This window comes from Roseixanthobacter pseudopolyaromaticivorans (assembly GCF_043195145.2).
Lineage (GTDB): Bacteria > Pseudomonadota > Alphaproteobacteria > Rhizobiales > Xanthobacteraceae > NCEH01.
The window spans coordinates 2,067,425-2,090,087 of the sequence record NZ_CM195539.1 but is presented as its reverse complement, the minus strand read 5'-3'; the positions used below and the strand labels follow the sequence as shown (position 1 = coordinate 2,090,087).

Annotated in this window: 19 protein-coding genes, 1 tRNA gene and 2 pseudogenes; 10 read left to right on the top strand and 12 right to left on the bottom strand. The window is 65.0% G+C overall.

The genetic code is table 11. The features are described 5' to 3' along the window. Positions 1-27 precede the first annotated feature (27 nt). The 7 genes from moaC to V5F68_RS10025 all read right to left on the bottom strand — a co-directional run bounded on the left by moaC (position 28) and on the right by V5F68_RS10025 (position 7,052). On the bottom strand, positions 28-510 hold the full coding sequence (moaC, locus tag V5F68_RS10055; protein ID WP_394012406.1) for a cyclic pyranopterin monophosphate synthase MoaC: 483 nt from the start codon (positions 508-510) through the stop codon (positions 28-30). Positions 511-514: 4 nt separating this feature from the next. Beyond that, positions 515-931 (bottom strand): DUF2147 domain-containing protein, encoded by a 417-nt coding sequence (locus V5F68_RS10050; protein WP_394012405.1) that lies wholly within the window; start codon positions 929-931, stop codon positions 515-517. A gap of 129 nt (positions 932-1,060) precedes the next feature. After that, positions 1,061-1,852 (bottom strand): indole-3-glycerol phosphate synthase TrpC, encoded by a 792-nt coding sequence (gene trpC / locus V5F68_RS10045; protein WP_394012404.1) that lies wholly within the window; start codon positions 1,850-1,852, stop codon positions 1,061-1,063. Beyond that, a complete protein-coding gene (gene trpD / locus V5F68_RS10040; RefSeq protein WP_394012403.1) occupies positions 1,849-2,883 on the bottom strand; it encodes an anthranilate phosphoribosyltransferase in 1,035 nt (344 codons plus the stop codon). Before trpD ends, trpC begins: the two co-directional genes overlap by 4 nt. A gap of 4 nt (positions 2,884-2,887) precedes the next feature. After that, positions 2,888-3,493, bottom strand: a complete 606-nt coding sequence (locus V5F68_RS10035; protein ID WP_394012402.1) for an anthranilate synthase component II — start codon at positions 3,491-3,493, stop codon at positions 2,888-2,890. A gap of 140 nt (positions 3,494-3,633) precedes the next feature. After that, positions 3,634-5,145, bottom strand: a complete 1,512-nt coding sequence (gene trpE / locus V5F68_RS10030) for an anthranilate synthase component I (RefSeq protein WP_394012608.1) — start codon at positions 5,143-5,145, stop codon at positions 3,634-3,636. A gap of 11 nt (positions 5,146-5,156) precedes the next feature. Next, on the bottom strand, positions 5,157-7,052 hold the full coding sequence (locus tag V5F68_RS10025; protein WP_394012401.1) for a peptidylprolyl isomerase: 1,896 nt from the start codon (positions 7,050-7,052) through the stop codon (positions 5,157-5,159). Between the two features lie 169 nt (positions 7,053-7,221). Between V5F68_RS10025 and tpiA the strand changes: the two genes are divergently transcribed. After that, entirely contained in the window at positions 7,222-7,980 is a 759-nt protein-coding gene (gene tpiA / locus V5F68_RS10020; RefSeq protein WP_394012400.1) for a triose-phosphate isomerase, read from the top strand. 65 nt (positions 7,981-8,045) lie between these two features. Here tpiA and V5F68_RS10015 read toward each other — a convergent pair whose 3' ends face one another. Further along, the gene (locus V5F68_RS10015) at positions 8,046-8,513 is read right to left on the bottom strand and encodes an outer membrane protein assembly factor BamE (RefSeq protein ID WP_348845229.1); all 468 of its coding nucleotides are present in this window, start codon (positions 8,511-8,513) and stop codon (positions 8,046-8,048) included. Between the two features lie 200 nt (positions 8,514-8,713). Here V5F68_RS10015 and V5F68_RS10010 point away from each other — a divergent pair, with 200 nt between their 5' ends. The 6 genes and pseudogenes from V5F68_RS10010 to V5F68_RS09985 form a co-directional block, all read left to right on the top strand. After that, entirely contained in the window at positions 8,714-9,274 is a 561-nt protein-coding gene (locus tag V5F68_RS10010) for a ubiquinol-cytochrome C chaperone family protein (RefSeq protein ID WP_394012399.1), read from the top strand. Next, positions 9,267-9,782 carry a YceD family protein gene (locus tag V5F68_RS10005; RefSeq protein ID WP_394012398.1) on the top strand — a complete coding sequence of 172 codons (516 nt, stop codon included), beginning with the start codon at positions 9,267-9,269 and terminating at the stop codon, positions 9,780-9,782. The genes V5F68_RS10010 and V5F68_RS10005 overlap by 8 nt, the downstream gene beginning before the upstream one ends. A 100-nt stretch (positions 9,783-9,882) precedes the next feature. After that, positions 9,883-10,956: a phosphate acyltransferase PlsX gene (gene plsX / locus V5F68_RS10000; protein WP_394012397.1), complete on the top strand. Its 1,074-nt coding sequence runs from the start codon at positions 9,883-9,885 to the stop codon at positions 10,954-10,956. Next, positions 10,953-11,927 carry a beta-ketoacyl-ACP synthase III gene (locus V5F68_RS09995; RefSeq protein WP_394012396.1) on the top strand — a complete coding sequence of 325 codons (975 nt, stop codon included), beginning with the start codon at positions 10,953-10,955 and terminating at the stop codon, positions 11,925-11,927. The genes plsX and V5F68_RS09995 overlap by 4 nt, the downstream gene beginning before the upstream one ends. An 86-nt stretch (positions 11,928-12,013) precedes the next feature. Continuing rightward, complete coding sequence (locus V5F68_RS09990; RefSeq protein WP_348845236.1) at positions 12,014-12,331, top strand: integration host factor subunit alpha; 318 nt, start codon at positions 12,014-12,016, stop codon at positions 12,329-12,331. A 47-nt stretch (positions 12,332-12,378) separates the two neighbouring features. Then, positions 12,379-12,657 (top strand): annotated as a pseudogene (locus V5F68_RS09985) (MerR family transcriptional regulator); the annotation flags it as partial. Positions 12,658-14,334: 1,677 nt separating this feature from the next. On the opposite strand, the pseudogene V5F68_RS09980 reads toward V5F68_RS09985, so the two are convergent. Continuing rightward, a pseudogene (locus V5F68_RS09980) lies at positions 14,335-14,682 on the bottom strand (septal ring lytic transglycosylase RlpA family protein); the annotation flags it as partial. 443 nt (positions 14,683-15,125) lie between these two features. Between V5F68_RS09980 and V5F68_RS09975 the strand changes: the two are divergent. Then, positions 15,126-15,203 (top strand) — tRNA-Pro (locus V5F68_RS09975). A gap of 79 nt (positions 15,204-15,282) precedes the next feature. Here the strand turns inward: V5F68_RS09975 and V5F68_RS09970 are convergent. Next, positions 15,283-16,443, bottom strand: coding sequence for a GGDEF domain-containing protein (locus V5F68_RS09970; RefSeq protein WP_394012394.1), 1,161 nt, complete (start codon positions 16,441-16,443; stop codon positions 15,283-15,285). A gap of 252 nt (positions 16,444-16,695) precedes the next feature. Here V5F68_RS09970 and V5F68_RS09965 point away from each other — a divergent pair, with 252 nt between their 5' ends. Next, positions 16,696-17,424, top strand: coding sequence for a ZIP family metal transporter (locus V5F68_RS09965; RefSeq protein WP_394012393.1), 729 nt, complete (start codon positions 16,696-16,698; stop codon positions 17,422-17,424). Positions 17,425-17,462: 38 nt separating this feature from the next. Here the strand turns inward: V5F68_RS09965 and V5F68_RS09960 are convergent, their stop codons facing one another. After that, positions 17,463-19,493 (bottom strand): AI-2E family transporter, encoded by a 2,031-nt coding sequence (locus tag V5F68_RS09960; RefSeq protein WP_394012392.1) that lies wholly within the window; start codon positions 19,491-19,493, stop codon positions 17,463-17,465. Then, positions 19,490-21,640 (bottom strand): glycogen debranching protein GlgX, encoded by a 2,151-nt coding sequence (gene glgX / locus V5F68_RS09955; protein WP_394012391.1) that lies wholly within the window; start codon positions 21,638-21,640, stop codon positions 19,490-19,492. The genes V5F68_RS09960 and glgX overlap by 4 nt, the downstream gene beginning before the upstream one ends. 204 nt (positions 21,641-21,844) lie before the next feature. Here glgX and V5F68_RS09950 point away from each other — a divergent pair, with 204 nt between their 5' ends. Continuing rightward, positions 21,845-22,639 carry an MBL fold metallo-hydrolase gene (locus tag V5F68_RS09950; protein ID WP_394012390.1) on the top strand — a complete coding sequence of 265 codons (795 nt, stop codon included), beginning with the start codon at positions 21,845-21,847 and terminating at the stop codon, positions 22,637-22,639. Positions 22,640-22,663: the final 24 nt, after the last annotated feature.

Below are 22,663 nucleotides of genomic sequence, written 5' to 3'. Positions count from 1 at the left end.
CCGAATTCTATTTCTGGCTCGGGCGCCTTAGGCGTCGTCGGCGCGCCATTCGCCGGAGCGTCCGCCCGCTTTCTCCAGCAGGCGAATCCCCTCGATGCGCATGCCGCGATCAGCGGCCTTGGCCATGTCATAGATGGTCAGGCAGGCGAGGGAAACCGCCGTAAGCGCCTCCATCTCCACCCCGGTCTGGCCGCTGGTCTTGACGCGGGCGCGCACGACGAGGCCGGGGAGGGTCGCATCGGGCTCGATTTCAACTTCCACCTTGGAAATCATCAGCGGATGGCAAAGTGGAATAAGCTCGTGGGTGCGCTTGGACGCCATGATGCCGGCGATCCGGGCGACGCCGAGCACGTCGCCCTTCTTGGCATTGCCCGAGAGGATCAGCTCCAGCGTCGGCGCCGCCATCACGACCCGCCCCTCCGCCAGGGCCTCGCGCGTGGTCACCGCCTTTTGCGAGACGTCGACCATATGGGCCGCGCCCGAGGCATCGAGATGGGTCAGCTGCGCCATGTGGCTATTTCGCCCGCGTCCAGGTCTGGGTCTCGCAGAATGGCACCACGACGCAACCGCGCACCTTCAGCGTGTTGTCGCCGGCAAGGCTCAGCGAGGCGCTATAGGTCTTGCCGTCGTCGGGATTGTAGATCTGTCCGCCGGACCAGTTGCCACCGCTGCCGGTGAAGCCCTGGAGGATCAGCAGGCCCTTAAGGGTTCGCCCGCGCAGGCTGGCATTGGAATTCTTGGAATCGGTGAGGCCGGGATTGGTCTTGATGTCGTCCGAGGAGACGAGGCGGCCGCACACGGATCCGCCACAGGGCACGATTTCCACCACGCCCTGGTCAGTGGGCGTCAGCCACGTGCCGGTCACGTCGGCGGCTAAAACAGGCGATGCCAAAACGGACAGCACCGCCACCATCAAGGGCACCTTACGCATTGTCCCCTCCCGAAAATCCATGCCCGGAAGATTCGCGATCCCGGAACGCGCGGCACTATGGCAGAGGTGCCTTTGCGCAGCCAGCAGCCGAGCGGGATGGTCGCCACGCTCTTTACAGCGGTTCACCTGTCAGGCGGCAAGAAGCGTACGCGTCGCGGATGCGACATCGCTTTGCCGCATGAGGCTCTCGCCGACGAGGATTGTGCCGATGCCGATGCCGGCGAGGCGCGCCACGTCCTGCGAGGTGAAGATGCCGCTTTCGCCGATGCAGATGCGGTCCTTCGGCACCCGTGGGGCGAGGAGTGCGCTGGTGTCCAGCGTGGTCTCGAAGGTCCGCAGATTGCGGTTGTTGATGCCGACCAGCGTGCAGGGCAGGGCAAGCGCGCGATCCAGCTCTTCTGCGTCATGGACTTCCACGATGGCGTCCATGCCATAGGCGGTCGCCGCGTCCAGCAGGTCGCGGGCCAACGCGTCATCGACGCCGGCCATGATGATCAGGATGCAATCGGCGCCCCAGGCCCGCGCTTCCGCCACCTGATAGGTGTCGTACATGAAATCCTTCCGCAGCACCGGCAGGGAAACCGCCGCGCGCGCCTGGATCAGGAATTGCGGCGCGCCTTGGAACGAGGGCGTGTCGGTGAGGACGGAGAGGCATGCGGCCCCGCCCGCCTCATAGGCACGGGCGAGCGCGGGAGGATCAAAGTCGGCGCGGATCAGGCCCTTGGAGGGGCTGGCCTTCTTGATCTCGGCGATCAAAGCGGTGCGTCCGGCATCCAAGGCCGCGCGCAGGGCGCCGGCGAAGGGGCGCACCGGGCTCGCCGCGCGGGCGTCCGCTTCCACCTCGGCGAGCGGACGTGCGGCCTTGGCGGCGGCGATCTCTTCGCGCTTATAGGCTTCGATGCGGGTGAGGATATCGCTCATGACTTCACCGGAGGCGCGACTTTTTCGGAAACCATCACAAGCTGTTCCAGCCGGGCGCGCGCCGAGCCGGTGTCGAGGGAGGTCTGCGCCATGGCGACCCCCTCCGTGAGATCCGCGGCGCGGCCGGCGATGAGCAGAGCGGCCGCCGCATTCATCACGGCCACGTCGCGATAGGCGCCGGGTTCACCATCCAGCACCGCGCGCAGGGCGATGGCATTGTGAGCGGCATCGCCGCCCTTCAAGGCCTCGGGCGCGACGCACCGCAGACCCACATCCTCGGGCGCGATCTCGAACGTGTGGATGCGATCCTCGTCCAGGGAAGCCACGTGGGTCACGCCGGACAAGGTGATCTCGTCCAAACCGTCGGAGCCGTTCACCACCCAGGCGCGCTGCGATCCGAGTGTGCGCAGCACCTCGGCGAGCGGCACGATCCAGGATTTGGCGTAGACGCCGACCATCTGCCGCTTCACGCCGGCCGGATTGGAGAGCGGGCCGAGCAGGTTGAAGATGGTGCGGGTGCCCATTTCCACCCGCGTCGGCCCCACATGCTTCATGGCCGGATGGTGAGAGGGCGCGAACATGAAGCCGATGCCGGCCTCGGCGATGCAGCGCGAGATGCCCTCGGGCATAAGGTCCAGCCGCACGCCCAGCGCCGCCAGCACATCCGCGGCCCCCGACTTGGAGGAGAGCGCACGGTTGCCGTGCTTGGCCACCGGCACGCCCGCGCCCGCTACGATAAAGGCGGCGCAGGTGGAAATATTGTAGGAGCCGGAGGCATCGCCCCCGGTACCCACCACATCCACCGCCTCGTCCGGCGCTTCCACGGGCAGCATCTTGGCCCGCATGACGCTGACGGCGCCGGCGATTTCCTCCACGGTCTCGCCGCGCACACGCAGGCCCATGAGCAGCGCGCCCATCTGTGAGGGCGTGGCATCGCCCGACATCATCTTGTCGAAGACGTAGGCGGATTCCTCGCGCGTCAGCGCCGCGCCGGTCGCGACCTTGCCGAGCAGGGGACGGAACTGTTCCATGGCGTCAGCTCCGCCCCTGCCGGCTCGCGTTGAAGGCGCGGGCGATTTCAAGGAAATTGCGCAGCAGGGCGTGGCCATTTTCCGAGGCGATGCTCTCGGGATGGAATTGCACCCCGTGCACGGGCAGCGTGCGGTGGGCGAGCCCCATGATGAGGCCATCCTCGGTGCGCGCCGTCACCTCCAGCGCGTCGGGCAAGGTGTTCTGCTCGACGATCAGGGAATGATAGCGGGTCGCGAGGAAGGAATGGTTCAGGCCGCGGAACACCGAGCGGCCCTCATGATGGATCTGCGACATCTTCCCGTGCATGGGAATCGGCGCGCGCACCACGTCGCCGCCGAACACCTGGCCGATCGCTTGATGGCCGAGGCACACGCCGAACAGCGGCACTTCGGTGCTCGCCCGGGCGATGAGATCGCAGCAGATGCCGGCTTCCGTTGGCGTGCACGGGCCGGGCGATATGACGATGGCGTCCGGCTTTTCAGCCAGCACGTCCTCGACGCTCAGCGCATCGTTGCGGTGAACGGTGACATTTGCGCCCAGCTCGCCGAGATAATGGACGAGGTTGTAGGTGAAGCTGTCGTAATTATCGATCAGCGTAACGGCGGTCATCGTGGCTCCAGGCCCGGCGGATCCGGGCAGGCGCGCTCCTCGCGGAAGATTTGGGAGCTGCCCCTGAGTTAAAGCGCGGGGGTGACGGAAGGGTCAAGCCTCACGCCATCGCTCGTGGATGCACGCCAGCCGCGCCATGGTCACTGGCCCCTCTTGGCATGGGCGGCGAAACGCACCGCTTCCTCGCCGGCGCGGAACAGGGCCTTGGCCTTGTTGATGCATTCCTGGTGCTCGCTCAGCGGCACGGAATCATACACCAGCCCGGCGCCGGCCTGCACATACATGCGCCCGTCCTTCACCACGGCTGTGCGCAGCACGATGCAGGTGTCCATCTCGCCATTGGCGCTGAAATAGCCGATGGCGCCGGCATAGATGCCGCGCTTGTCCTTCTCCAGCTCGTCGATGATTTCCATGGCCCGCACCTTGGGCGCACCGGAGACCGTGCCGGCGGGAAAGCCCGCCGCGAGCGCGTCGAGCGCGTCGAAGCGCGGGTCCACCTTCCCCTCGACGTTGGAGACGATGTGCATCACCTGGCTGTAGCGCTCGATGAAGAAGCTGTCGGTGACCTCTACCGTGCCGATCTGCGAGACCCTGCCGGCATCGTTACGGCCGAGGTCCAGCAGCATGAGATGCTCCGCCCGCTCCTTGGGATCAGCGAGCAATTCCTGTGCGAGTGCCTCGTCCTCGACATGAGTCGCACCCCGCTTGCGGGTGCCGGCGATGGGGCGGATGGTGACCTTGCCGTCGCGCAGCCGCACCAGGATTTCCGGGCTGGAGCAGACGACGGAAAAGCCCTCGAAGTTCAGATACACCAGGAACGGTGCGGGATTGACCCGCCGCAACGCTCGGTAGAGCGCGAACGGGGGCAGGGCGAACGGGCTTTCGAACCGCTGGGAGAGCACCACCTGGAAGATGTCGCCGGCGCGGATGTAATCCTTCGCCTTCTCCACCATGGCGCAGAATTCCGCCTCGGTGGTGTTGGAAACGGGCTCCACATGGGTGTGAAACGGCTCCGGCGCCGGGTGGGCCATGGGCCGGTCGAGCCCTGCCACCACGCTGTCGAGCCGGGCGAGCGCCGCCTCGAACGCCGCGCGGGCGGACACGCCCTCCTGCGGGCGCACCGGCGTCACGGCGGTGAGTTCGTCCTTCACCGCATCGAACACCACCATCAGCGTCGGCCGGATGAGCAAAGCTTCCGGCACGCCGATGGGATCGGGCTTGGCCGGCGCGAGGCGCTCCATCTGGCGCACCATGTCGTAGCCGAGATAGCCGAAAACGCCCGCCGCCATGGGCGGGGCCCCGGCCGGCAGATCGATGGCCGATTCGGCGAGCAGGCTGCGCAGGGACATCAAAGGCGGCTCGGCGCAGGGCTGGAAGGCGCGCGTGTCACTCAGGGCGGAACGGTTGATTTCCGCCTTGTCGCCATTGGCCCGCCAGATCACGTCGGGATCGAGGCCGATCATGGAATAGCGGCCGCGCGTCTGGCCGCCCTCCACCGATTCCAGCAGGAACGCATTGGGCTTTTCGCCCGCGATCTTGAGGAAGGCGGAGACCGGCGTCTCGAGGTCCGCGATCAGGGTGGTGGTCACCACCTGCGCCTCGCCGCGCGCATAGCGCTGGGCGAAGGCATCGAAATCCGTGGGAGCGTTCATCATGGTCGCGATCAATTCGTGCCGCCGCCGATCGCCTGCTGAAGCAGGCGTTCGTTCACCGAGACGCCAATCTGGCTGCGCAGCTGGGCGAGATATTGCAGCAGCAGGTCGGTTTCGATCTGCTGGCCGATGCGGGCGGCGGCTTGCTGCTCCGCCGGCGTCACCTGCGGCACCGTGATGCCCGTCACCTGGAACACGATCCGCTCGGCCGGCACGGTCCCGGAGGCGAGGCCGAAGCCGTTCAACGGCACATCGAAGATCTTGGCGACGGCGTCAGCCGAGAAATCCGAGGCGGCGCGGCCTCTTTGCAGGTTCTGTGCAGTTTTCAATTCAAGCCCGGCGCCGGTGGCGACATCGACCAGCGGCTTGCCGCTTTGAAGGTAGGCCAGCAATTGCTTCGCCTTGGCATCCACCGCTTTGACGGTTTCGTCCTCGGTCCAGCGGGCGAGCACCTGATCGCGCACTTCGTCGAACGGACGCTCCCGCGCCGGCGTCACTTCATTGACGTCGTACCAGACATAGCCGCCGTTCTGCGGCAATTGCACCGGCTCGGTCTCGACACCGGGCCGCGAAGCGAAGGCACCAGCGACGACCTCCGCGCTGCCCGGAACGTCGCGAATCTCCGCGCCCGTGGGATCGCGGCCGGAGCGATCCACCGCGTCGATGGTTTCGGTATGGAGGCCGAGCTTCTGCGCGATCTCGGCGAGGGTCGCTCCAGAGCCGCGCTCGTCTTCGATGGAATCGTGCTTGTCGAGCAATTCGCGGCGCGCGCGATCGAGCGCAAGTTCCTTGCGCAAAGCGTCCTGCACCTGTTCGAACGGCTGTGTCTGGCCCGGTTCGATCTTGGTGACATGCACCAGCGCCGAGCCGAACGCACCGGGAATGGGCGCGCTGGTGCCATCGAGCGGCAGCGAGAACGCGGCTTCGGCAATCTTCGGGTCGATGAGATCGGACCGGACGACGGTGCCGAGGTCGATGTCCTTCGGGCTAAGGCCGCGCGCGGCGGCGATCTGCTCGAAGGTTTCTCCGGCCTTGATCTTGTCCGCGGCCTGCTGCGCCTCGTCGGCGTTGGAGAACACGATCTGCTGGACCGCGCGACGCTCCGGGCTGCCGAAGCGGCCGGTGTTGCGGTCATAGGCCGCCTTCACGTCCGCATCCGCCACCTGCACCCAGGGCGCAAGGGTGGCAGGGGTGAGGGCCAGCACCGTGATCTTGCGATACTCCGGCGCGCGGAACGTGATCTTGTGGGTGTTGAAGAACGCCTGGAGCTGCTCGTCGGTGGGCATGGGCACCGGGCCGGCGGTGGTCGGGCCGACCGACATATAGGCGACCGCGCGCTGCTCGCTTTCATAGCGATGCGCGGCGTCCAGCAGAACCGCGGGCGCCACGAGATCGCCGCCGAGCGCGGAGGCGATCTGCTGGCGCAGCATCCGCTGCTTCTCGGCCGCGAGGAAGCGCGGCTCGGTGAGATTGTTGGCGCGCAGAAGCTGTTGGAAATAAGCGGGATCGAATTCGGTCGCGCCGGGCCGGCGCAGGGCCGGATTGGCGCGCACGGCGCGCGCCACCTCTTCGTCCGAGATCGCAAGACCCAGGGCCTTGGCGGTATCGTCGAGGGTCGCCTCGGCCACCATCTGGTTCAGGATCTGGCGGTCCAGGCCGAACGCGCGTGCCTGTTCGGGCGTGAACGGGCGCCCGGTGCGGCGGCCAATCTGCTGCACCTGGTCCAGATACTGCTGGCGGAACGCGTCGGCCGAAATCTCGGTATCGCCGACCTTGGCGACCGCGCGGGCGCTTTGGCCCCGAAACACGTCTGCGATGCCCCAAACGAGAAAGCTGACGGTGAGCAGAAGAAGGAAGGCCTTGGCGATAAAGCCGGAGGCGCCTTTACGGAGAGTCTGAAGTACCATTGCTCAGTCTGGTTTGAGGAGGGGCGCGGCCCCGACGCAGAAGCCGCGCATCATAGGGAGGGGCACCCCGCGCCGCAACGGCGCAGGCGGTGCTGTTTGCCGTGTTGCGCGCCCTCTGATAACCGGTCCGAAACTTCCCTGTCCATCCGTGTCTGTCCTGGAGGATTTCATGCCCGCTGCCCGCCGTCCGCTCGTTGCCGGAAACTGGAAGATGAACGGACTGCGGCACTCGGGGGCGGAATTGCTCGCCATGGTCGATGGCTATGACGCCGCCCTGCAGGCTCGCGTCGATCTGTTGATCTGCCCGCCGGCCACTTTGATCGCCGGATTGGCGGGAGAGATCGCCGGCGCGGCCATCGCGATCGGCGGGCAGGATTGCCACGCCAAGCCCTGCGGGGCGCACACTGGGGATATTTCCGCCGAGATGATCGCCGATGCGGGCGGCACCTTCGTCATCGTCGGGCACAGCGAGCGCCGCACCGATCATGGCGAGAGCGACGACATGGTCCGCGCCAAGGCGGCCGCCGCGCTGCGCGCCGGCTTGGTTCCGGTGGTCTGCGTCGGCGAGACTCAGGCGGAGCGCGATGCCGATGCCTGCCTCCATGTGGTGGCGCGGCAGGTGCGCGGGTCGCTGCCGGACGAGGCCCCGGCAGACCGGCTGGTGATTGCTTATGAGCCGGTCTGGGCGATCGGATCGGGTCGCGTTCCCACGGTTGCGGAGGTTGAAGAGGTGCACGCCGAGATTCGCAACGTGCTGCGGGAGCGTTTCGGCGCGGACGCGGAAAAAGTCCGAATCCTCTACGGCGGCTCGGTGAAGCCGGAGAACGCAGTGGTTCTGCTCCGTGCCGCGAACGTGGACGGCGCCCTGGTGGGCGGCGCGAGCCTCAAGTCGGCCGATTTCCTGGCGATCGCCAGCGCCTATCTGTGAGACGCTGGGCCCTCGCGACAGGTTCAAGGTGCAGATAATAGGCACCCTGAACCTGCCGCGGCATCTTAAAGCGAGAAGTTGGTCGCGCTCAGCAATTGCTTGATGACGCTCAGCTCTTCGCCGCTGGTGGGGGTCTTCTGCGAGACGAAATCGAACACCTTTCCGTCCTGCAGGCCGTAGTTCGCGATGCGAGTGACGCGGCGGTTCTTGTCGAAATAGATCGCGAGCACCTTCTGCTCGGTGATCTCTGGCTTCAGGAAGGCGACCCGCTTTTCCACCTGCGAGATATAATAGAACACGTCGCCCTGAACGGTGGAGACGGTAGAGGGCGTGCCGAGCACCAGCAGCACCTGTTCCTGGCTCGAGCCCACGGGCACCTGTTCCAGCGCGCCTTCGCTCATGACATAGCCGCGCTGGTAGGTCCGCACCACGCCGCTGATGGACGTGCCCGCCCCGCCGACGAAGTTCGCGCAGCCGGACAGCGTGCCCGCCGTCACCACCAGCCCGAGCGCGGCGCAGACTTTCCTATGCAAGGCGCTACGCGAAACGGAACTTCTCACTTGCGATGACGCCACGCCGATTCCCTCGATTTCAGCCCGTGCGGCACATGCCGCCTGATCCCTGAGCGATGCTGCTGCAGATGCCACTGCCCTTGCCACGACGCCTCCAGCGCGCTACGCCCCATGCTCATCCGCGTCTAGCCAACGAGCGACGCACAGACCCGCAAAAAGTGATGCTGAATCTGTTTCGTCGACCCGAGCGCCGTGCGACCATCCAGCGCCTCTATGGCGTGATCGTGGCGCAGGCGCGGCAGCCCGCCTTCTATACCGACTTTGCCGTGCCCGATACCATAGAGGGACGGTTCGAATTGGTATTGCTGCATACATTTCTGGTGTGCCATCGCCTCAAAAGCGGGGATGAGGCGAGCCGCGACATGTCGCAAATGGTGTTCGACGCGTTTCTCGACGACATGGACCGCACGTTGCGCGAAATGGGCGTTGGGGACCTATCCGTGCCCAAGCGCATGAAGAAGATCGGCCAGGCGTTCTATGGCCGTGCCGGCGTGTTCGACGCGGCATTGCAGGCGGATGCATCCGCCGAAGCCTTGGACGAAGCCATCGCGCGAAATGTATATGAGGTCGAGCCGGCCGCGCTCGGCGCGCAGGGCAAGGCGCTCGCCAGCTATGTGCGACAGGCGGTCGCGGTCCTCGCCGCAACTCCCGCGGACCTGTTCGCGCGCGGCGAGGTTCATTTTCCCGCCCCGAATGCAGGCGAGGGTGCCGCTCATGACTGATCTGCCTTTTTCCTATCTGCTGTCCGTGGCCGATGTGCCGTCCCACAGCGTCACGGTGAACCTGGCGCCCGACGAGGCGCAGAGGAGCGCCGTGGCGCGTTTTCTGGACATTCCCGCCGTGCACGCTCTCACAGCAGAACTGCGGATCGTACCGGAAGGCGAGGGCGCGCATGTGGTGGGGCGCCTCAAGGCGCGGGTGCGCCAGATCTCCGTCGTCTCCCTGGAGCCGTTCGACAGCGACCTTGAGGAAGAGGTCGACGTGCATTTCGCGCCGGAGGAAGTCCTCGCGGCACGTGCGGTTGATGAGGACGATCCGGAGGCCGAGCTGGACCAGCCCGACGCCATCGTCAATGGAAGCATCGATCTCGGGCATCTCGTAACGGAATTTCTTTCCCTCGCGCTCGATCCGTACCCCCGGTTGCCGGGAGAGGTTTTTGAAACCGTTGCTGAAGCGCCGGAGGCGCTGTCGCCGTTTGCGGAACTCGCCCGCCTGAAGGACAAATCTTGATTGCCTGCGTCAAATATTGCGGTGTGCGCCCGAGTGGTTATTGTCCGGCCGCTCTGAAGCGGGTGCCTCGTCCGCAGAACAAACTGGAACGTTTGCCTCGATGACCGTGCCCGTTCGCATTGCCGTTGACGCCATGGGCGGGGACCATGGACCGGAGACCGTTCTCGCCGGATGCGCGTTCGCGCTGGAACGGCATCCGGACACGCAATTCATCCTGTTCGGAAACGAAGAGCGCGTTCGTGCCGTCCTGGCTGCTCATGCCAATCTCGCGGCGGCTTCCCGCGTCGTTCACACCGAGATTGTCGTCGGCATGGACGACAAGCCCAGCCAAGCGCTCCGCAATGGCCGGTACAAATCTTCCATGTGGCGCGCCATCGACGCGGTGAAGACCCATGATGCCGATGCGGCGGTTTCCGCCGGCAATACCGGCGCGCTGATGGCCATGGCCAAGTTCAACCTGCGCACGATGCCGGGCATCGGTCGCCCGGCGATCGCCGCCATCTGGCCGACCCTGCGCGGCGAGAGCATCGTGCTCGATGTCGGCGCGTCGATCGGCGCGACCGCCCAGAGCCTCGTCGAAATGGCGATCATGGGCTCGGCCATGGCGCGCTCGGTGCTGAGCATCGAACGTCCCACCATCGGTCTGCTGAATGTGGGCGTCGAAGAGATCAAGGGCGTCGAAGAGGTCAAGGAAGCCGGCCGCCTGCTGCGCGAGGACACCGCCACGGACCTGCTCTACCACGGGTTCGTGGAAGGCAACGACATCGGCGCGGGCACGGTCGACGTGGTGGTGACGGAAGGGTTTTCAGGGAACATCGCGCTGAAGACCGCCGAAGGCACCGCCAAGCAATTGGCGAGCTATCTGCGCTCGGCGATGGGGCGGACCTGGCGCACCAAGCTCGGATACCTTCTGGCGCGCGACGCCTTTCGCGTCTTGCGGGAAAAAATGGATCCCCGCCGCTCGAACGGCGGCGTTTTCCTTGGTCTCAACGGTGTGGTGATCAAGAGCCACGGCGGCGCCGACGCGGAGGGTTTCGCGGCGGCCGTGGACCTTGGCTACGACATGGTGCGGCATCAATTGCTGTCGCGCATCAAAACCAGTCTCCTCGCGCGCGTGCCCCCGTCCGATGGGGCAGGGGCGGCGGTGCCGGCAGAAGCGGAAGGTCAATCGTGAGCGTCATCAAGTCCGTGGTCCGTGGTGTGGGCTCCTACCTGCCGGAACGAGTCCTCACCAATAGCGAACTTGCCCGCTCGGTTGACACGTCGGACGAATGGATCGTGCAGAGGACCGGCATCCGCGAGCGTCATATCGCCGCGACCGGGGAGATGACGTCGGACCTCGCGCGGCATGCTGCGACCCGTGCGCTGGCGGATGCCGGCCTCGAAGCCGCCGACATCGATTTGATCGTCCTCGCAACTTCGACGCCGGATCAAACCTTTCCCGCAACCGCCGCAACCGTCCAGGCGGAACTGGGCATCACGCGCGGCGCGGCATTCGATCTGCAGGCGGTGTGCTCCGGCTTCGTGTTCGCGCTGGCGACCGCCGACGCGCACCTGCGCACCGGCAGCTTCAAGCGCGCGCTGGTGATCGGGGCGGAAACCTTTTCGCGCATCCTCGACTGGGAAGATCGCGGAACCTGCGTGCTGTTCGGCGATGGGGCCGGCGCGGTGGTGCTTGAGGCTCGCGACGCGGCGGATGTTGGCAATCGTGGGATTCTCACCACCCATTTGCGCTCCGATGGCCGGCACCGGAGCAAATTGTTTGTGGATGGCGGGCCCTCTTCGACCCAGACTGTCGGGCATCTGCGCATGGAAGGCCGCGAGGTTTTCAAGCATGCCGTGGGCATGATCACCGATGTGATCGTGGATGCATTTGAGGCGACCGGTGCCTCGGCGGAGACGATCGACTGGTTCGTGCCGCATCAGGCCAATCGGCGGATCATCGACGCGAGCGCTCAGAAGCTTGGAATTGCACCATCCAAGGTTGTGACCACCGTGGACATCCACGGGAATACCTCTGCGGCATCGATCCCCCTCGCGCTCGACGTGGCGCACAAGGATGGCCGCATCAAAACGGGTGACTTGGTTTTGCTGGAGGCCATGGGCGGAGGCTTCACCTGGGGCTCCGCCCTAATCCGATGGTAAGTAAATCATTAATGACGTTGACCAGCCTCGCCCTGAGTGGATAGGGTCGCAACGGCTGTCCCTCTCTCTTGGGGCCGGGGAGACATATGGCTGGTAAGACCATAACGCGTGCCGATCTCTGTGAGGCGGTCTACCAACAGGTGGGCTTGTCGCGGACGGAATCCGCAGCGCTTGTAGAACTTGTGCTGAGCGAAATCGCCGACTGCCTCGCCAAAGGCGAGACGGTGAAGCTTTCCTCTTTTGGTTCATTTGTCGTGCGCTCCAAGGGGCAGCGCATCGGCCGCAATCCGAAGACCGGCGAGGAGGTGCCAATTGAGCCCCGCCGCGTCATGGTCTTCAAGCCGTCCAGCATCTTGAAGAATCGCATAAACGGGCGCACAGAAAACGGCCTGGATCGCGACTGATCCGGTGGTGCGGGCATGATGCCCGCAGTGCATGGAGGCGAGCGCACGTGTCCGGAGCGAGGCAAACGGACAAATCACCGGACGCCTTTCGCACCATCAGCGAGGTGGCCGAGGATCTCGACCTGCCCCAGCACGTGTTGCGCTTCTGGGAAACCCGATTCACGCAGATCAAGCCCATCAAACGGGCCGGCGGCCGAAGGTTCTACCGACCTGAGGATGTCGATCTGCTGCGGGGCGTCCGTCACCTGCTCTATGGTGAAGGCTATACCATCAAGGGCGTGCAGCGAATCCTCAAGGAGCAAGGGATTCACTACGTCCAGGATCTCGCCATCGAAGAAGAGGCGGCCGGCTTCCAGCCGATGCCCGCGCCCGTCCAGGGACGCGCCGAACCGCCGCGCCGGCAGGCCGCTCCGCCGGACGATTACGACGAAGCGCCTTACGCGACCGATATCGAGCCTGAGCCGCGTCGGCGGGCCAATGGGCGCGGGCAAGCCGAAGGTGGTCAGGCCGGCTTCGGCGGCTTCCTCGGCCTCTTGCCACGTCGCGGCAAGGCGCGCACCGAGCCGCCGGTCGAAGAGCCTCCCGTCATCGCGGAGCTTCCGTTCCCGGAGTTTTCTCAACATACCCGCCGCCATGAAGGGCCTGTTGAGCCCCGCCTCGAGGCCCCGCGGCCGCCCGCACCCGTGCGTCCGGCTGCCGCGCCGCGCCGCGCCGGCGCCCCTCCGGGGCCGGTTGAGCCGAGGCTCGACCGGGACGATGAGAGCTTCTACCGGCGAATGCCTGAACCCGCCTATCCTGAGCCTGACTATCCTGAAGAGGATGACGAGGACGACGATCAGGTGGAGTCCTATGCTCCGCCCCGCGCCGCGCCCTCGTTCGCTCCAGAGCCGCGGCGCGAGCCTGATGTGGTCAGCCCGCCCGCCGTTCCGCAGCGGCGACCGACGCGCGGACCCGCCTCGCGGCTGCCAGAGCCACCACCGGTTCCCGAGCTTGAAGACCCCTTGTTGCCGTTCTTCGACGATGATGCCTTCGGTCCCGACAGCACGCAGATTTCGGAACCCCTGGATGCCCGCATCCGGCGGCTAAAGGAGCATGCGCCGGGGCCGCCGGAGGAATACATCCCCGCGCGCGCACGCCGGGCGGAGGTTCCACGTGGTGAAGTTCCGCGCGAAGACGACCGAGAGGTGACGTTCCGGGCGGATATGCGCGATAGCGAACGGCGTCCGCCGCCAGGCCCCGCACGCGGCATCTCGCAGCCGGCGGACGACTGGCCGAGAGAGTGGCGCGAGGACGAGGCGCAATTTGCTCCGGACCTCGGCGCGGAGCCGCGCGCTCCTAGCCTTAACGTGCCGCCTTTGCGGGCGGACGATCGTCGCGATCTCCGACGCTCCGAGACGCGGCCGCCGTCGCGACCTCACGCGGTCCCCCCGGCCGAGCCCGTTGGAAAATTGCGTCTGGGACCTTTGACCGGCCCGGTGGAGGAATTTGAATTGGAGGATCCGGAGCCGTTGCGGTGGGATCACCATCAGGGCTTTCGGCCGGATGTTGTCCCGCGCGAACCCCATCGGCCGGGTCCGCCGGAGCAATATCTGCCGCCGCACCTGCGCAGCGACCCGCGCGTGGTCGGCGCACCGCCGACCCCAATCCCGGTCCTGTCGCGCGACGACGTGCACCGCCTTCAGGCGACGCTCTATGAATTGGGTGAATGCCGCCGCCTGCTGACCGGAGCGGCGGAGCGGCCGGACGAGCCTTCGCAATAAGCGTTGGCACACGGCGCGTTCTGGGACGCCGCTTAGATCAGGCTTTCCCGCATTTCTTCACGCGGAAAAGCCTGAAGGCGGTGCCGGCCGACCAAGGACGGCACCTGAAGTCGCTCAGTTCGCGGGCTCTTCCGCCTGGGGCTGCTGCTGCAGCCATGCGAACAGATTAACCGGCGCGGGTGCTGCCGGCGCGGCTTGATCCTGATCCGGGGCGGCTTCGGCAACCTGCTCGCGCCCTAGCACGGCGACGGAGACGCGCGTCACGCCGTGGCCGGTGAATCCGAGTTCTGACGCCGCGGCTCGCGAGACGTCGATGATGCGGCCGCGGACAAACGGTCCACGATCGTTGATACGGACCACCACCGCGCGGCCATTGCGCAGGTTGGTCACGCGAACCTTCGTTCCGAAGGGGAGTGAGCGATGGGCCGCAGTCAGGGCATTGGGATTGAAACGTTCGCCGCTTGCGGTGCCCCGACCCTGCCAATAATAGGAAGCAACACCGGTTTGTCCGGCATCAGCTTTGGCGGGTGTACAGAACGCGCCGAGCGTTAGCGCAAATGTTCCAAGCAGAAACCCCTTCTGGATCTCCATTCCCTCGACCTCCATGTTGTTGATGGGAGATCGGCGAATGACGTTCTATTCAGGCGACAATGTCACCATTCCGCGGCGGAATCATGATATCGCGCAGCTAAGCTTAAAAAATCTTGTCGATTTTACCAGTATAAATCAAAGTTAACATCAAGTTTCTACGCAAGTAATGACGATATTCAGTGGTGTTTGTTATTTGCACCGATCTTTTACTTATAAATAAAAATGTCATGTGGCGAAGTCACCAAAGCGTGTTCGCCGGCTTGCCCGATTCCCGCCCCATAGCACCATGGCACCGGCAGTGGCGCGTCGAGGCCACCGGCGATTCACCCCCGGCACTGCGGAAGGGGGAGGGCCCGCTTTGGGGCCGCGACCCCGAGCGCGGTGGATAGCGTCAATTCACTCTTGTAGCCGCCAACGTGATGGTCTAAGCCTCCCCTCCACGTCGGAGCGTAGCGCAGCCCGGTTAGCGCACTAGTCTGGGGGACTAGGGGTCGGAGGTTCAAATCCTCTCGCTCCGACCATTTCAAATCCTTGAAAACATGAGCCTAGCTGGCACCCGTCCGGGGGGCATGGGCTTGCCTGCGATATCGGCCGGCCTGTTCAGAAATCCACGTCCACGCGATTGCGGCCCCTCGTCTTGGCCACATAGAGCGCCCGGTCCGCCCGCCGCAGCAGGGCGTCGAAATCTGGATCCGTGGGGCGGAAGCCGGCAACCCCGACGGAGACCGTGATCGGGATCATCACATTTCCGGCCATGAACGGGGCGTCGTGGACCGCGCGGCGCAGCCGCTCCCCGCAGGCCAGCGCCTGCGGCTCATCCACATCGCTCATCAGCACGACGAACTCCTCGCCGCCGAGCCGGGCGAGCATCTCGCTGCCACGCGTGCTGGCCTGTAGCCGCATTGCCACGTGCTTCAGGGCCACGTCGCCGATTTCGTGGCCGTGCCGATCATTGATATCCTTGAAATTATCCACGTCGATCACCGCAAGCGCGAGGCCGCCGCTCTGCACGCGGTTGGCTTCGAAGCGCAATGCGCCGATGTCGATGAGCGTACGCCGGTTGGCGAGCCCGGTGAGATAATCCGTGGAGGCGGCCCGCTCCCATTGGCGACGGATACGTTCCGAGCACATGAGCACGAAGGCCGTGGTTCCAATCACCGGCAGAAGCGCCGCCACCATCGTGGTGGCGAGGTTGACCCAGGTCGAGCCATTGCCGACGCTGAAGTTTGGCGGCAGGCCGACAAGGCCGAAATACACGGCCCTGAACAGAACGAACGTCATCACCCCGGCAAAAATTCCCATCAGGACCCGACGGCTCATTGCCGTATCACGGGCCGATTGGGCTCTCAGCGTGTACCAGCTCGCGCCCATCAGGGTGAGCCAGACGATCGAGACGATCTGGATGCGTGCCGAGGTGTCGGGCTGGACGAATGCGAACCAGGTGAGGCCGAAGACACCGACTGCCAAAGGCAGGAGCAGCAGCGGACGCGGCCGGCGGCCATAGAACTGCCGCAGCGCGTGGACGTAAGCCGTCAGGCCAAGCATGACCACGCCGTTTGCGAACATGATCATGAAGCCGCGCGGAATGAGGTCTTCCGATGCGAAGGTCGCACAGCCCAGAGCGATCAGGAGCGTCCCGATCTCCCAACTGATGGCGGCCGGCCGCAGCGCTGCCGGCAAGTCGCGATACATGAGGCCAAGCACGCAGCCATTGGTCAGCATCATGAGAGTCGCGATGCCGAGCGCACCCCATGGATCCATTCCGGCTGCCCCCGACCCTTGGTTCAATGCGGCGAGATGCTCGACGGATCAGCAACCCCAGGCGAGCATAGGCGCGGCGGCAGTATTGTTCGATATGACGATGCACGCGATCTTTATGTGACGCTGGGGCGAGATGATGCAGCCGAGTGCTCCCGCGTTTTGCACCGGCATGCTTCGATAGAAGGATACGGGGGTTCGTCGCCGTGTCACGGTGAAGCCCTAGACGGTGACTTTCCCTGCGGGACGCCCGGCATGCTGAATCCGCTTCTTTTGACCCTGATCCCCGCCGCCGCCGTCATCGTCGGCGCGTTGCTTGGCTTTGTCTGGCGCCCCGGCGCGGCGATCCGCAGCGCGGTTCAGCACTTCACCGCTGGCGTTGTGATGGCCGCCGTGGGTGCCGAGCTATTGCCGGAGCTTGGAGACGCACATCCCCTCGGCATCGCGATCGGCTTCAGTCTTGGCGGGGCGCTCATGCTGGCGGTCAAGCGATGGATCGGCGGGGCGGTAGAGCCGGAAGAGGACGCGCCCGACGCGAGATCAAACGGAAACAGCACCGGGCTGCTCGTTACGGTCGGCGTCGATCTGTTCATCGACGGGCTGCTGTGTGCGGTCGCGCTGGCGGCGGCGCCGGAAAGCGGGTTGGTGATCGTCGCTGCCCTGACGCTGGAGGTCTTTTTCCTAGGCCTTGCCACCAGTGTCTCCCTCAGTCGACCCGGGTCCGGGGCAGCAGGGGTGATCAAGGCCTCGGCGCTCGCCCTGTTGGTGCCTGTGGGCGGGGCGGTTGGCGCGCTCGCTTTCCTGTCCTTGCCGGACATTTGGCAGGTCGGCATCCTGGCCTTCGCGACCGCCGCCTTGATTTACTTGGTCGCTGAGGAACTCCTAGCGGAGGCCCACGCCGACGGTGAGGACACGCCTTTTGTGGCGGCAAGCTTTTTCCTGGGCTTTCTCGCGGTGCTGATGCTCAAGGCTTTTGGTGGGTGATCACCAGAGCGGACGCGCGGGGGCGGGGCGGCGGCGCTTTAGGCGGTTGCGGTTGCCGCCTGAGGGCCGATGGAAACGGCTCGGCCTTGGGGTTCGGGGCGGGGGTCTTCGGTTTGATCCGCAGACTCCACACGGCCCGCCGCGATCAGGCAGGCCGCCAGCGTATCTTCCAGGCTTGTCGCCACCGCGTTGATTCCCGATTGGCTTTCGAGCGCGGAGCGCATCGCGCTGTCGTCGTGGGCGCCAAATGCCGCAAGAAGGATCGCGCTTTCAGGCAGGCGCCGGCGCAGCCGACGACTGGAATAGCGCATGTGTGCGGTGCTCTCGCTTTCCAGGGAAGACAGAATGGTCAGCATATGGCCGGAGGTGCTGAGATTGGCCAAATTGGCAATCGTCAGTGTTTCCGGACCGCAGACACGCGCCGCCAAACCGTGGCGCTTTAGCAGATGGGCCAATAGATCGGCCGCCGCAAGATCGAGGCCGGACCGGGCCGCGATGCAGAGGATGGGACTTTCGCCACGCCAGCGCGGCGGGAGGGTTTCGGCGTCGACCACGGGATAGGCGCCGCCCGCCGGACTGAGCGCAACAGCCGCCTCGGCTTCCGCTTCGTCCGTCTCGCCCTTGGGAATCCCGTCCGGAATATCGGACAGATTCTCCAGCAGTTCCCCGAGGCTGAGGCGCAGGCGCGCGATCCGGGCATCGTCGAGGGTGCCACGGGCGAGATCCTGCTGTGCCAGTCGCAGGCCGGGCAGGGCGACATTGTCGAGATAGGAGAGAAAGCTGCGCTCCTTGAGGAATTCCTCGGCCTTGCTGGTCGCTTCGGTGGGATCACCCGCCAGCATGCGCTGGTAAAACAATTCGGGCGCGCTGAGCGGCGGCCGGTCCCCAAGCATCACATCGAGGAATTCCAGCTGGTCCACGTGCCGGCCGAGAACCACTGCGCAGAGGGTCAACGGAGTTGCGAGCACGAGCCCGATCGGCCCCCATAGCCAGGTCCAGAACGTCGCCGAGGCGACCACCGCCACCGGAGAAAGGCCAGTGCTCCGCCCGTAGACCAACGGCTCGATGATATGGCCGACCAAGGGTTCTACGAGTGCGAACAAGGCGATGGTGGAGAGCACGATGCTCCAGCCAGGATCGACTGCGAGTGCGAGCGCGATCGGCAGCAAGGCCGCGATGACCGCGCCGATATAGGGCACGAAGCGAAGCACCGCGGCCATGAGGCCCCACAGAAGCGGGCTGGGGACGCCGATAACCCATAGGCCAAGGCCGATCACGGTGCCGAAGCCGGCGTTCAGCATCACCTGCATCAGGAAGAAGCGAGAAAGCCTGCGTGCGGCATCGTCGAGCGCGGCGGTGGTGCGCTGAATGTCGCTTGCCCCCGCCAGGCGGATGAAGCGATTGCGCAGATCCTCCCGTTGCAACAGGATGAAGATGAGAAAGATGAAGATAATACCGGTCGTTGCCAGCGGATGGATCAACGGCGTCATCACTGCCCCGAGCATCCCTAAAGTGCCGGGATTCGGCTGCCTGATCTCAACGGGCAAAGGCGGTTGGTCGGCCGTATCCGAATTTGGGGTTCCCTTCCGGCTTTCCGGACTGGGGCGGTCGAGTTCATTGCCCAGATCCTGAAGCATCTGCGCCGCGCGCTCCAGGGTGCCGGAGCCCTCTGTCGCGCCACGGAGCGAGCGGATCTTGTCGCGGATATTCACTTGGTATTGCGGCAGGTCACCCGCCAGGTCGGCAACCTGGCTGGCCACCACAGCCCCCAAGGAGATCAAGCCGAAGAAGGTGAACAAGACGACGACGGTGACACACAGTGTGCGGGGAATTTTCAGCCGCCGAAGCACCACGATGACCGGAGCGAGCACGAAGCTGAGGAGCATCGCGAGCGCCACCGGGACAAGTACCTCGCGCCCGAAATAGAGCATAGCGATGATGGCGCTCGTCGCCAGCAGCGTGCCGACGGCACCGGATCCGAGCGGAATGGTGGCGCGCGGCGTGATGACCGGCTGCTGGAAGATGGGGCGGGCCGCGCGTTCGGCGGCATTGCCCTCCGGCTCGTTCATGAGGCGACTTCGAGCAGCAGGAGCGAGCGGCCGGTGACTTCATACACATGGCCGAACGGGAACGTCGGCTGCTGATCCGGGAAGGGTGCGTTGGTATCGACGATCAGACGCCAGCCCCCGCCGCCCACGACCTCGGGCAGGCTGAAATTCACCACGTCGAAGTGCGCATTCACGATGAGGAGGAGCGTCGTATCCGTCCCCTTCCGGCGGATGCCGGTGGGCTGGGCGCGTCCGTCCATCAGCACGCCCATGCACCGGCTCAACCCATCCTGCCACTGCTCATCGCCCATTTCGGTACCGTCGGGCGCAAGCCAGCACACGTCCTTGACGTCGAGTTCCTTGTTGTAGGCCCCGCTGAGGAAACGGCTTCTGCGCAGCAGGGGATGGGACTGGCGCACCGCGATGACTTTGCGCACGAAGGCGTGCAACTCACGGCCGGCAGGGGAAAAATCCCAATCAATCCAGCCAATCTCATTGTCCTGGCAATAGGCGTTGTTGTTGCCTCCCTGGGTGCGCGCGAACTCATCGCCGCCGAGGATCATCGGCGTTCCTTGCGAGAACAGCAGCGTCGCCAGCATGTTGCGCATCTGGCGCGCACGCAGGGCGCAGATCTCCGGGTCGTCCGTCGCGCCCTCGACCCCATGATTCCAGGAGAGATTGTGGGAATGGCCGTCGCGATTGTCCTCGCCATTCGCCTCATTGTGCTTGTCGTTGTAGGAGACCAGATCCGCCAGGGTAAAGCCGTCGTGCGCGGAAATGAAATTCACCGAGGACCACGGCTTGCGTCCGCGCCGGTTGAAGAAATCGCCGGAGGCGGTGAGACGGGTAGCAAGTTCCGCGATCTGGCCGTCGTCACCCTTCCAATAGGCCCTGACGGTGTCGCGATAGCGGTCGTTCCATTCCGCCCAGCCCGGCGAGAATCCGCCGACCTGATATCCACCTGGGCCACAATCCCAGGGTTCGGCAATCAGCTTTACTTGGGAGAGTACAGGGTCTTGCCGGCATGAATCGAGGAACCCGCCGCCCTCATCGAACCCATGGGATTCACGTCCGAGAATGGTGGCGAGATCGAAGCGGAACCCGTCGACCTGCATTTCGGTGGCCCAATAGCGCAGACTGTCCGTCACCATCTGCAGGACGCGCGGATGCGACAGGTTCACTGTGTTTCCGGTGCCCGTGTCGTTGATGTAAAAGCGCTTGTCGGCCGGAAGACGGTAATATGATGCGTTATCGATGCCCTTGAACGACAGTGTCGGTCCAAGCTCGTTGCCCTCGGCGGTGTGGTTGTAGACCACATCGAGGATGATCTCGATGCCCGCCGCGTGGTAGCGCGCGACCATCTCCTTGAATTCATTGACGTTGGGGCTCGCCAGATACAGCGGGTGCGGCGCAAAGAAGGAGATTGTGTTGTATCCCCAATAATTGCGCAGGCCTTTTTCGACCAGATAACTGTCATCCACGAAGCCATGCACGGGCAGCAGTTCCAGGGCGGTGATCCCTAGGTCGCGCAAATGGTCGATGACCTCCGGCGCCATGAGGCCGGCGAAGGTGCCGCGCAGGTCTTCGCGCACCTGGGGATGGCGCATGGTGTAGCCGCGCGCATGAGCTTCGTAGAGAATGGTGCGATCCCACGGCACCATGGGGCGGCGGGTCATGCCCCAGGTGAACGCCGGATCGATCACCCGGCATTTCGGCATGAAGGCAGCGCTATCGCGGGTGTCGAAAGTGAGGTCCTTGTTCTTGTCCTTGCTCTCGAGCTGATAACCGAACAAGGCGGGATTCCAGGTCAGCTCCCCCACCATCTGTTTGCCATAGGGATCCAGCAACAGCTTGTTGGCGTTGAAGCGATGGCCCGCCTGGGGCTCATAGGGGCCGTGGACGCGATAGGCATAAACCAGACCGGGACGGGCATCCGGCAGATAGCCGTGCCACACTTCGTCGGTATATTCGGGAAGCTCGATGCGCTCCACCTCGCGCTCGCCCTCGGGATCGAAGAGGCAGAGCTCCACCTTGGTGGCATTGGCGGAAAACAGAGCGAAATTTACGCCAAGTCCATCCCAGGTCGCGCCCAAGGGAAACGGATTCCCCTCCCGGACCCGCGACGCCTTCATCACCTGAGGAGCCGCTGCCGATACCAGCATATCCATGTCCTTGCCCCGCGTTGGTGCGTCCGGCCAGCGGGCCGACCCATGCCTGCTCAACGCAGCAAGGCTGCGTTGGTTGCGTCGCCGCGGAAGGTCCTGATCCGGTTCACAGAGCCTGGGGAGAATCGGGCACACTGCCCGCGAGAGCCTTGGTGATCCGCGCCGGCGGCGGTAAGGCTCCAGGGTGACAGCGTGCGGAAGCTTCCCATGGGCTTGACCTTCACCATACTCGGTTGCGGTTCCTCGGGCGGCGTTCCGCGCGTGGGCCAGGGCTGGGGCGCGTGCGATCCAACCAATCCCCGCAATCGGCGGCGGCGTTGCTCCCTGCTTGTTCAGCGGCAGGGGCCGGACGGCGTCACGACGGTGCTCGTGGACACATCGCCCGATCTGCGGGAGCAATTGCTGGATGCGCAGGTGGACCGGCTCGATGGCGTGCTCTTCACCCACGCCCATGCTGACCACACCCATGGGATCGACGATGTGCGCCCGCTGGCGATCCACTTGCGCCGGCGCATTGATGTCTACACCGATGCCGAAACCTCGGCCGCACTGCACGAACGCTTCGGCTATTGCTTCAGCACCCCGCCGGGAGGCGTCTATCCCCCGATCCTGACCGAGCACCGGTTTCATGAGGGCCGGGCCGTGCAGATCGATGGCCCGGGCGGACCCATTGTCGCACTACCGTTTCGCCAGCATCATGGCGAGATCGACTCATTCGGCTTTCGTTTCGAGGGTGTCGCTTATTCAAGCGATGTCAGCGCATTTCCAGATAATTCATTGAAATATCTGGAGGATCTGGATATCTGGATTCTTGATGCGTTGCGTGAAGCTCCGCATCCATCCCATTTCAGCCTGAGCGAGGCGCTCGCCCATATCGAGCGGTTGAAGCCCCGGCGCGCCATTCTCACCAACCTGCATACCGACCTGGATTACGGGCGCTTGGCCGCCATTCTGCCCGCAAGCGTCATCCCCGCTTTCGACGGCATGACGTTTCAGGCCTGAGAGCCCTCACCTGCCGCGTAAGAT

Excerpts from the sequence above, each read along its gene's own strand:
- moaC (WP_394012406.1), bottom strand. The coding sequence starts at position 510 with ATGGCGCAGCTGACCCATCTCGATGCCTCGGGCGCGGCCCATATGGTC.
- V5F68_RS10050 (WP_394012405.1), bottom strand. The coding sequence starts at position 931 with ATGCGTAAGGTGCCCTTGATGGTGGCGGTGCTGTCCGTTTTGGCATCG.
- trpC (WP_394012404.1), bottom strand. The coding sequence starts at position 1,852 with ATGAGCGATATCCTCACCCGCATCGAAGCCTATAAGCGCGAAGAGATC.
- trpD (WP_394012403.1), bottom strand. The coding sequence starts at position 2,883 with ATGGAACAGTTCCGTCCCCTGCTCGGCAAGGTCGCGACCGGCGCGGCG.
- V5F68_RS10035 (WP_394012402.1), bottom strand. The coding sequence starts at position 3,493 with ATGACCGCCGTTACGCTGATCGATAATTACGACAGCTTCACCTACAAC.
- trpE (WP_394012608.1), bottom strand. The coding sequence starts at position 5,145 with ATGAACGCTCCCACGGATTTCGATGCCTTCGCCCAGCGCTATGCGCGC.
- V5F68_RS10025 (WP_394012401.1), bottom strand. The coding sequence starts at position 7,052 with ATGGTACTTCAGACTCTCCGTAAAGGCGCCTCCGGCTTTATCGCCAAG.
- tpiA (WP_394012400.1), top strand. The coding sequence starts at position 7,222 with ATGCCCGCTGCCCGCCGTCCGCTCGTTGCCGGAAACTGGAAGATGAAC.
- V5F68_RS10010 (WP_394012399.1), top strand. The coding sequence starts at position 8,714 with ATGCTGAATCTGTTTCGTCGACCCGAGCGCCGTGCGACCATCCAGCGC.
- V5F68_RS10005 (WP_394012398.1), top strand. The coding sequence starts at position 9,267 with ATGACTGATCTGCCTTTTTCCTATCTGCTGTCCGTGGCCGATGTGCCG.
- plsX (WP_394012397.1), top strand. The coding sequence starts at position 9,883 with ATGACCGTGCCCGTTCGCATTGCCGTTGACGCCATGGGCGGGGACCAT.
- V5F68_RS09990 (WP_348845236.1), top strand. The coding sequence starts at position 12,014 with ATGGCTGGTAAGACCATAACGCGTGCCGATCTCTGTGAGGCGGTCTAC.
- V5F68_RS09970 (WP_394012394.1), bottom strand. The coding sequence starts at position 16,443 with ATGGATCCATGGGGTGCGCTCGGCATCGCGACTCTCATGATGCTGACC.
- V5F68_RS09965 (WP_394012393.1), top strand. The coding sequence starts at position 16,696 with ATGCTGAATCCGCTTCTTTTGACCCTGATCCCCGCCGCCGCCGTCATC.
- V5F68_RS09960 (WP_394012392.1), bottom strand. The coding sequence starts at position 19,493 with ATGAACGAGCCGGAGGGCAATGCCGCCGAACGCGCGGCCCGCCCCATC.
- glgX (WP_394012391.1), bottom strand. The coding sequence starts at position 21,640 with ATGGATATGCTGGTATCGGCAGCGGCTCCTCAGGTGATGAAGGCGTCG.
- V5F68_RS09950 (WP_394012390.1), top strand. The coding sequence starts at position 21,845 with ATGGGCTTGACCTTCACCATACTCGGTTGCGGTTCCTCGGGCGGCGTT.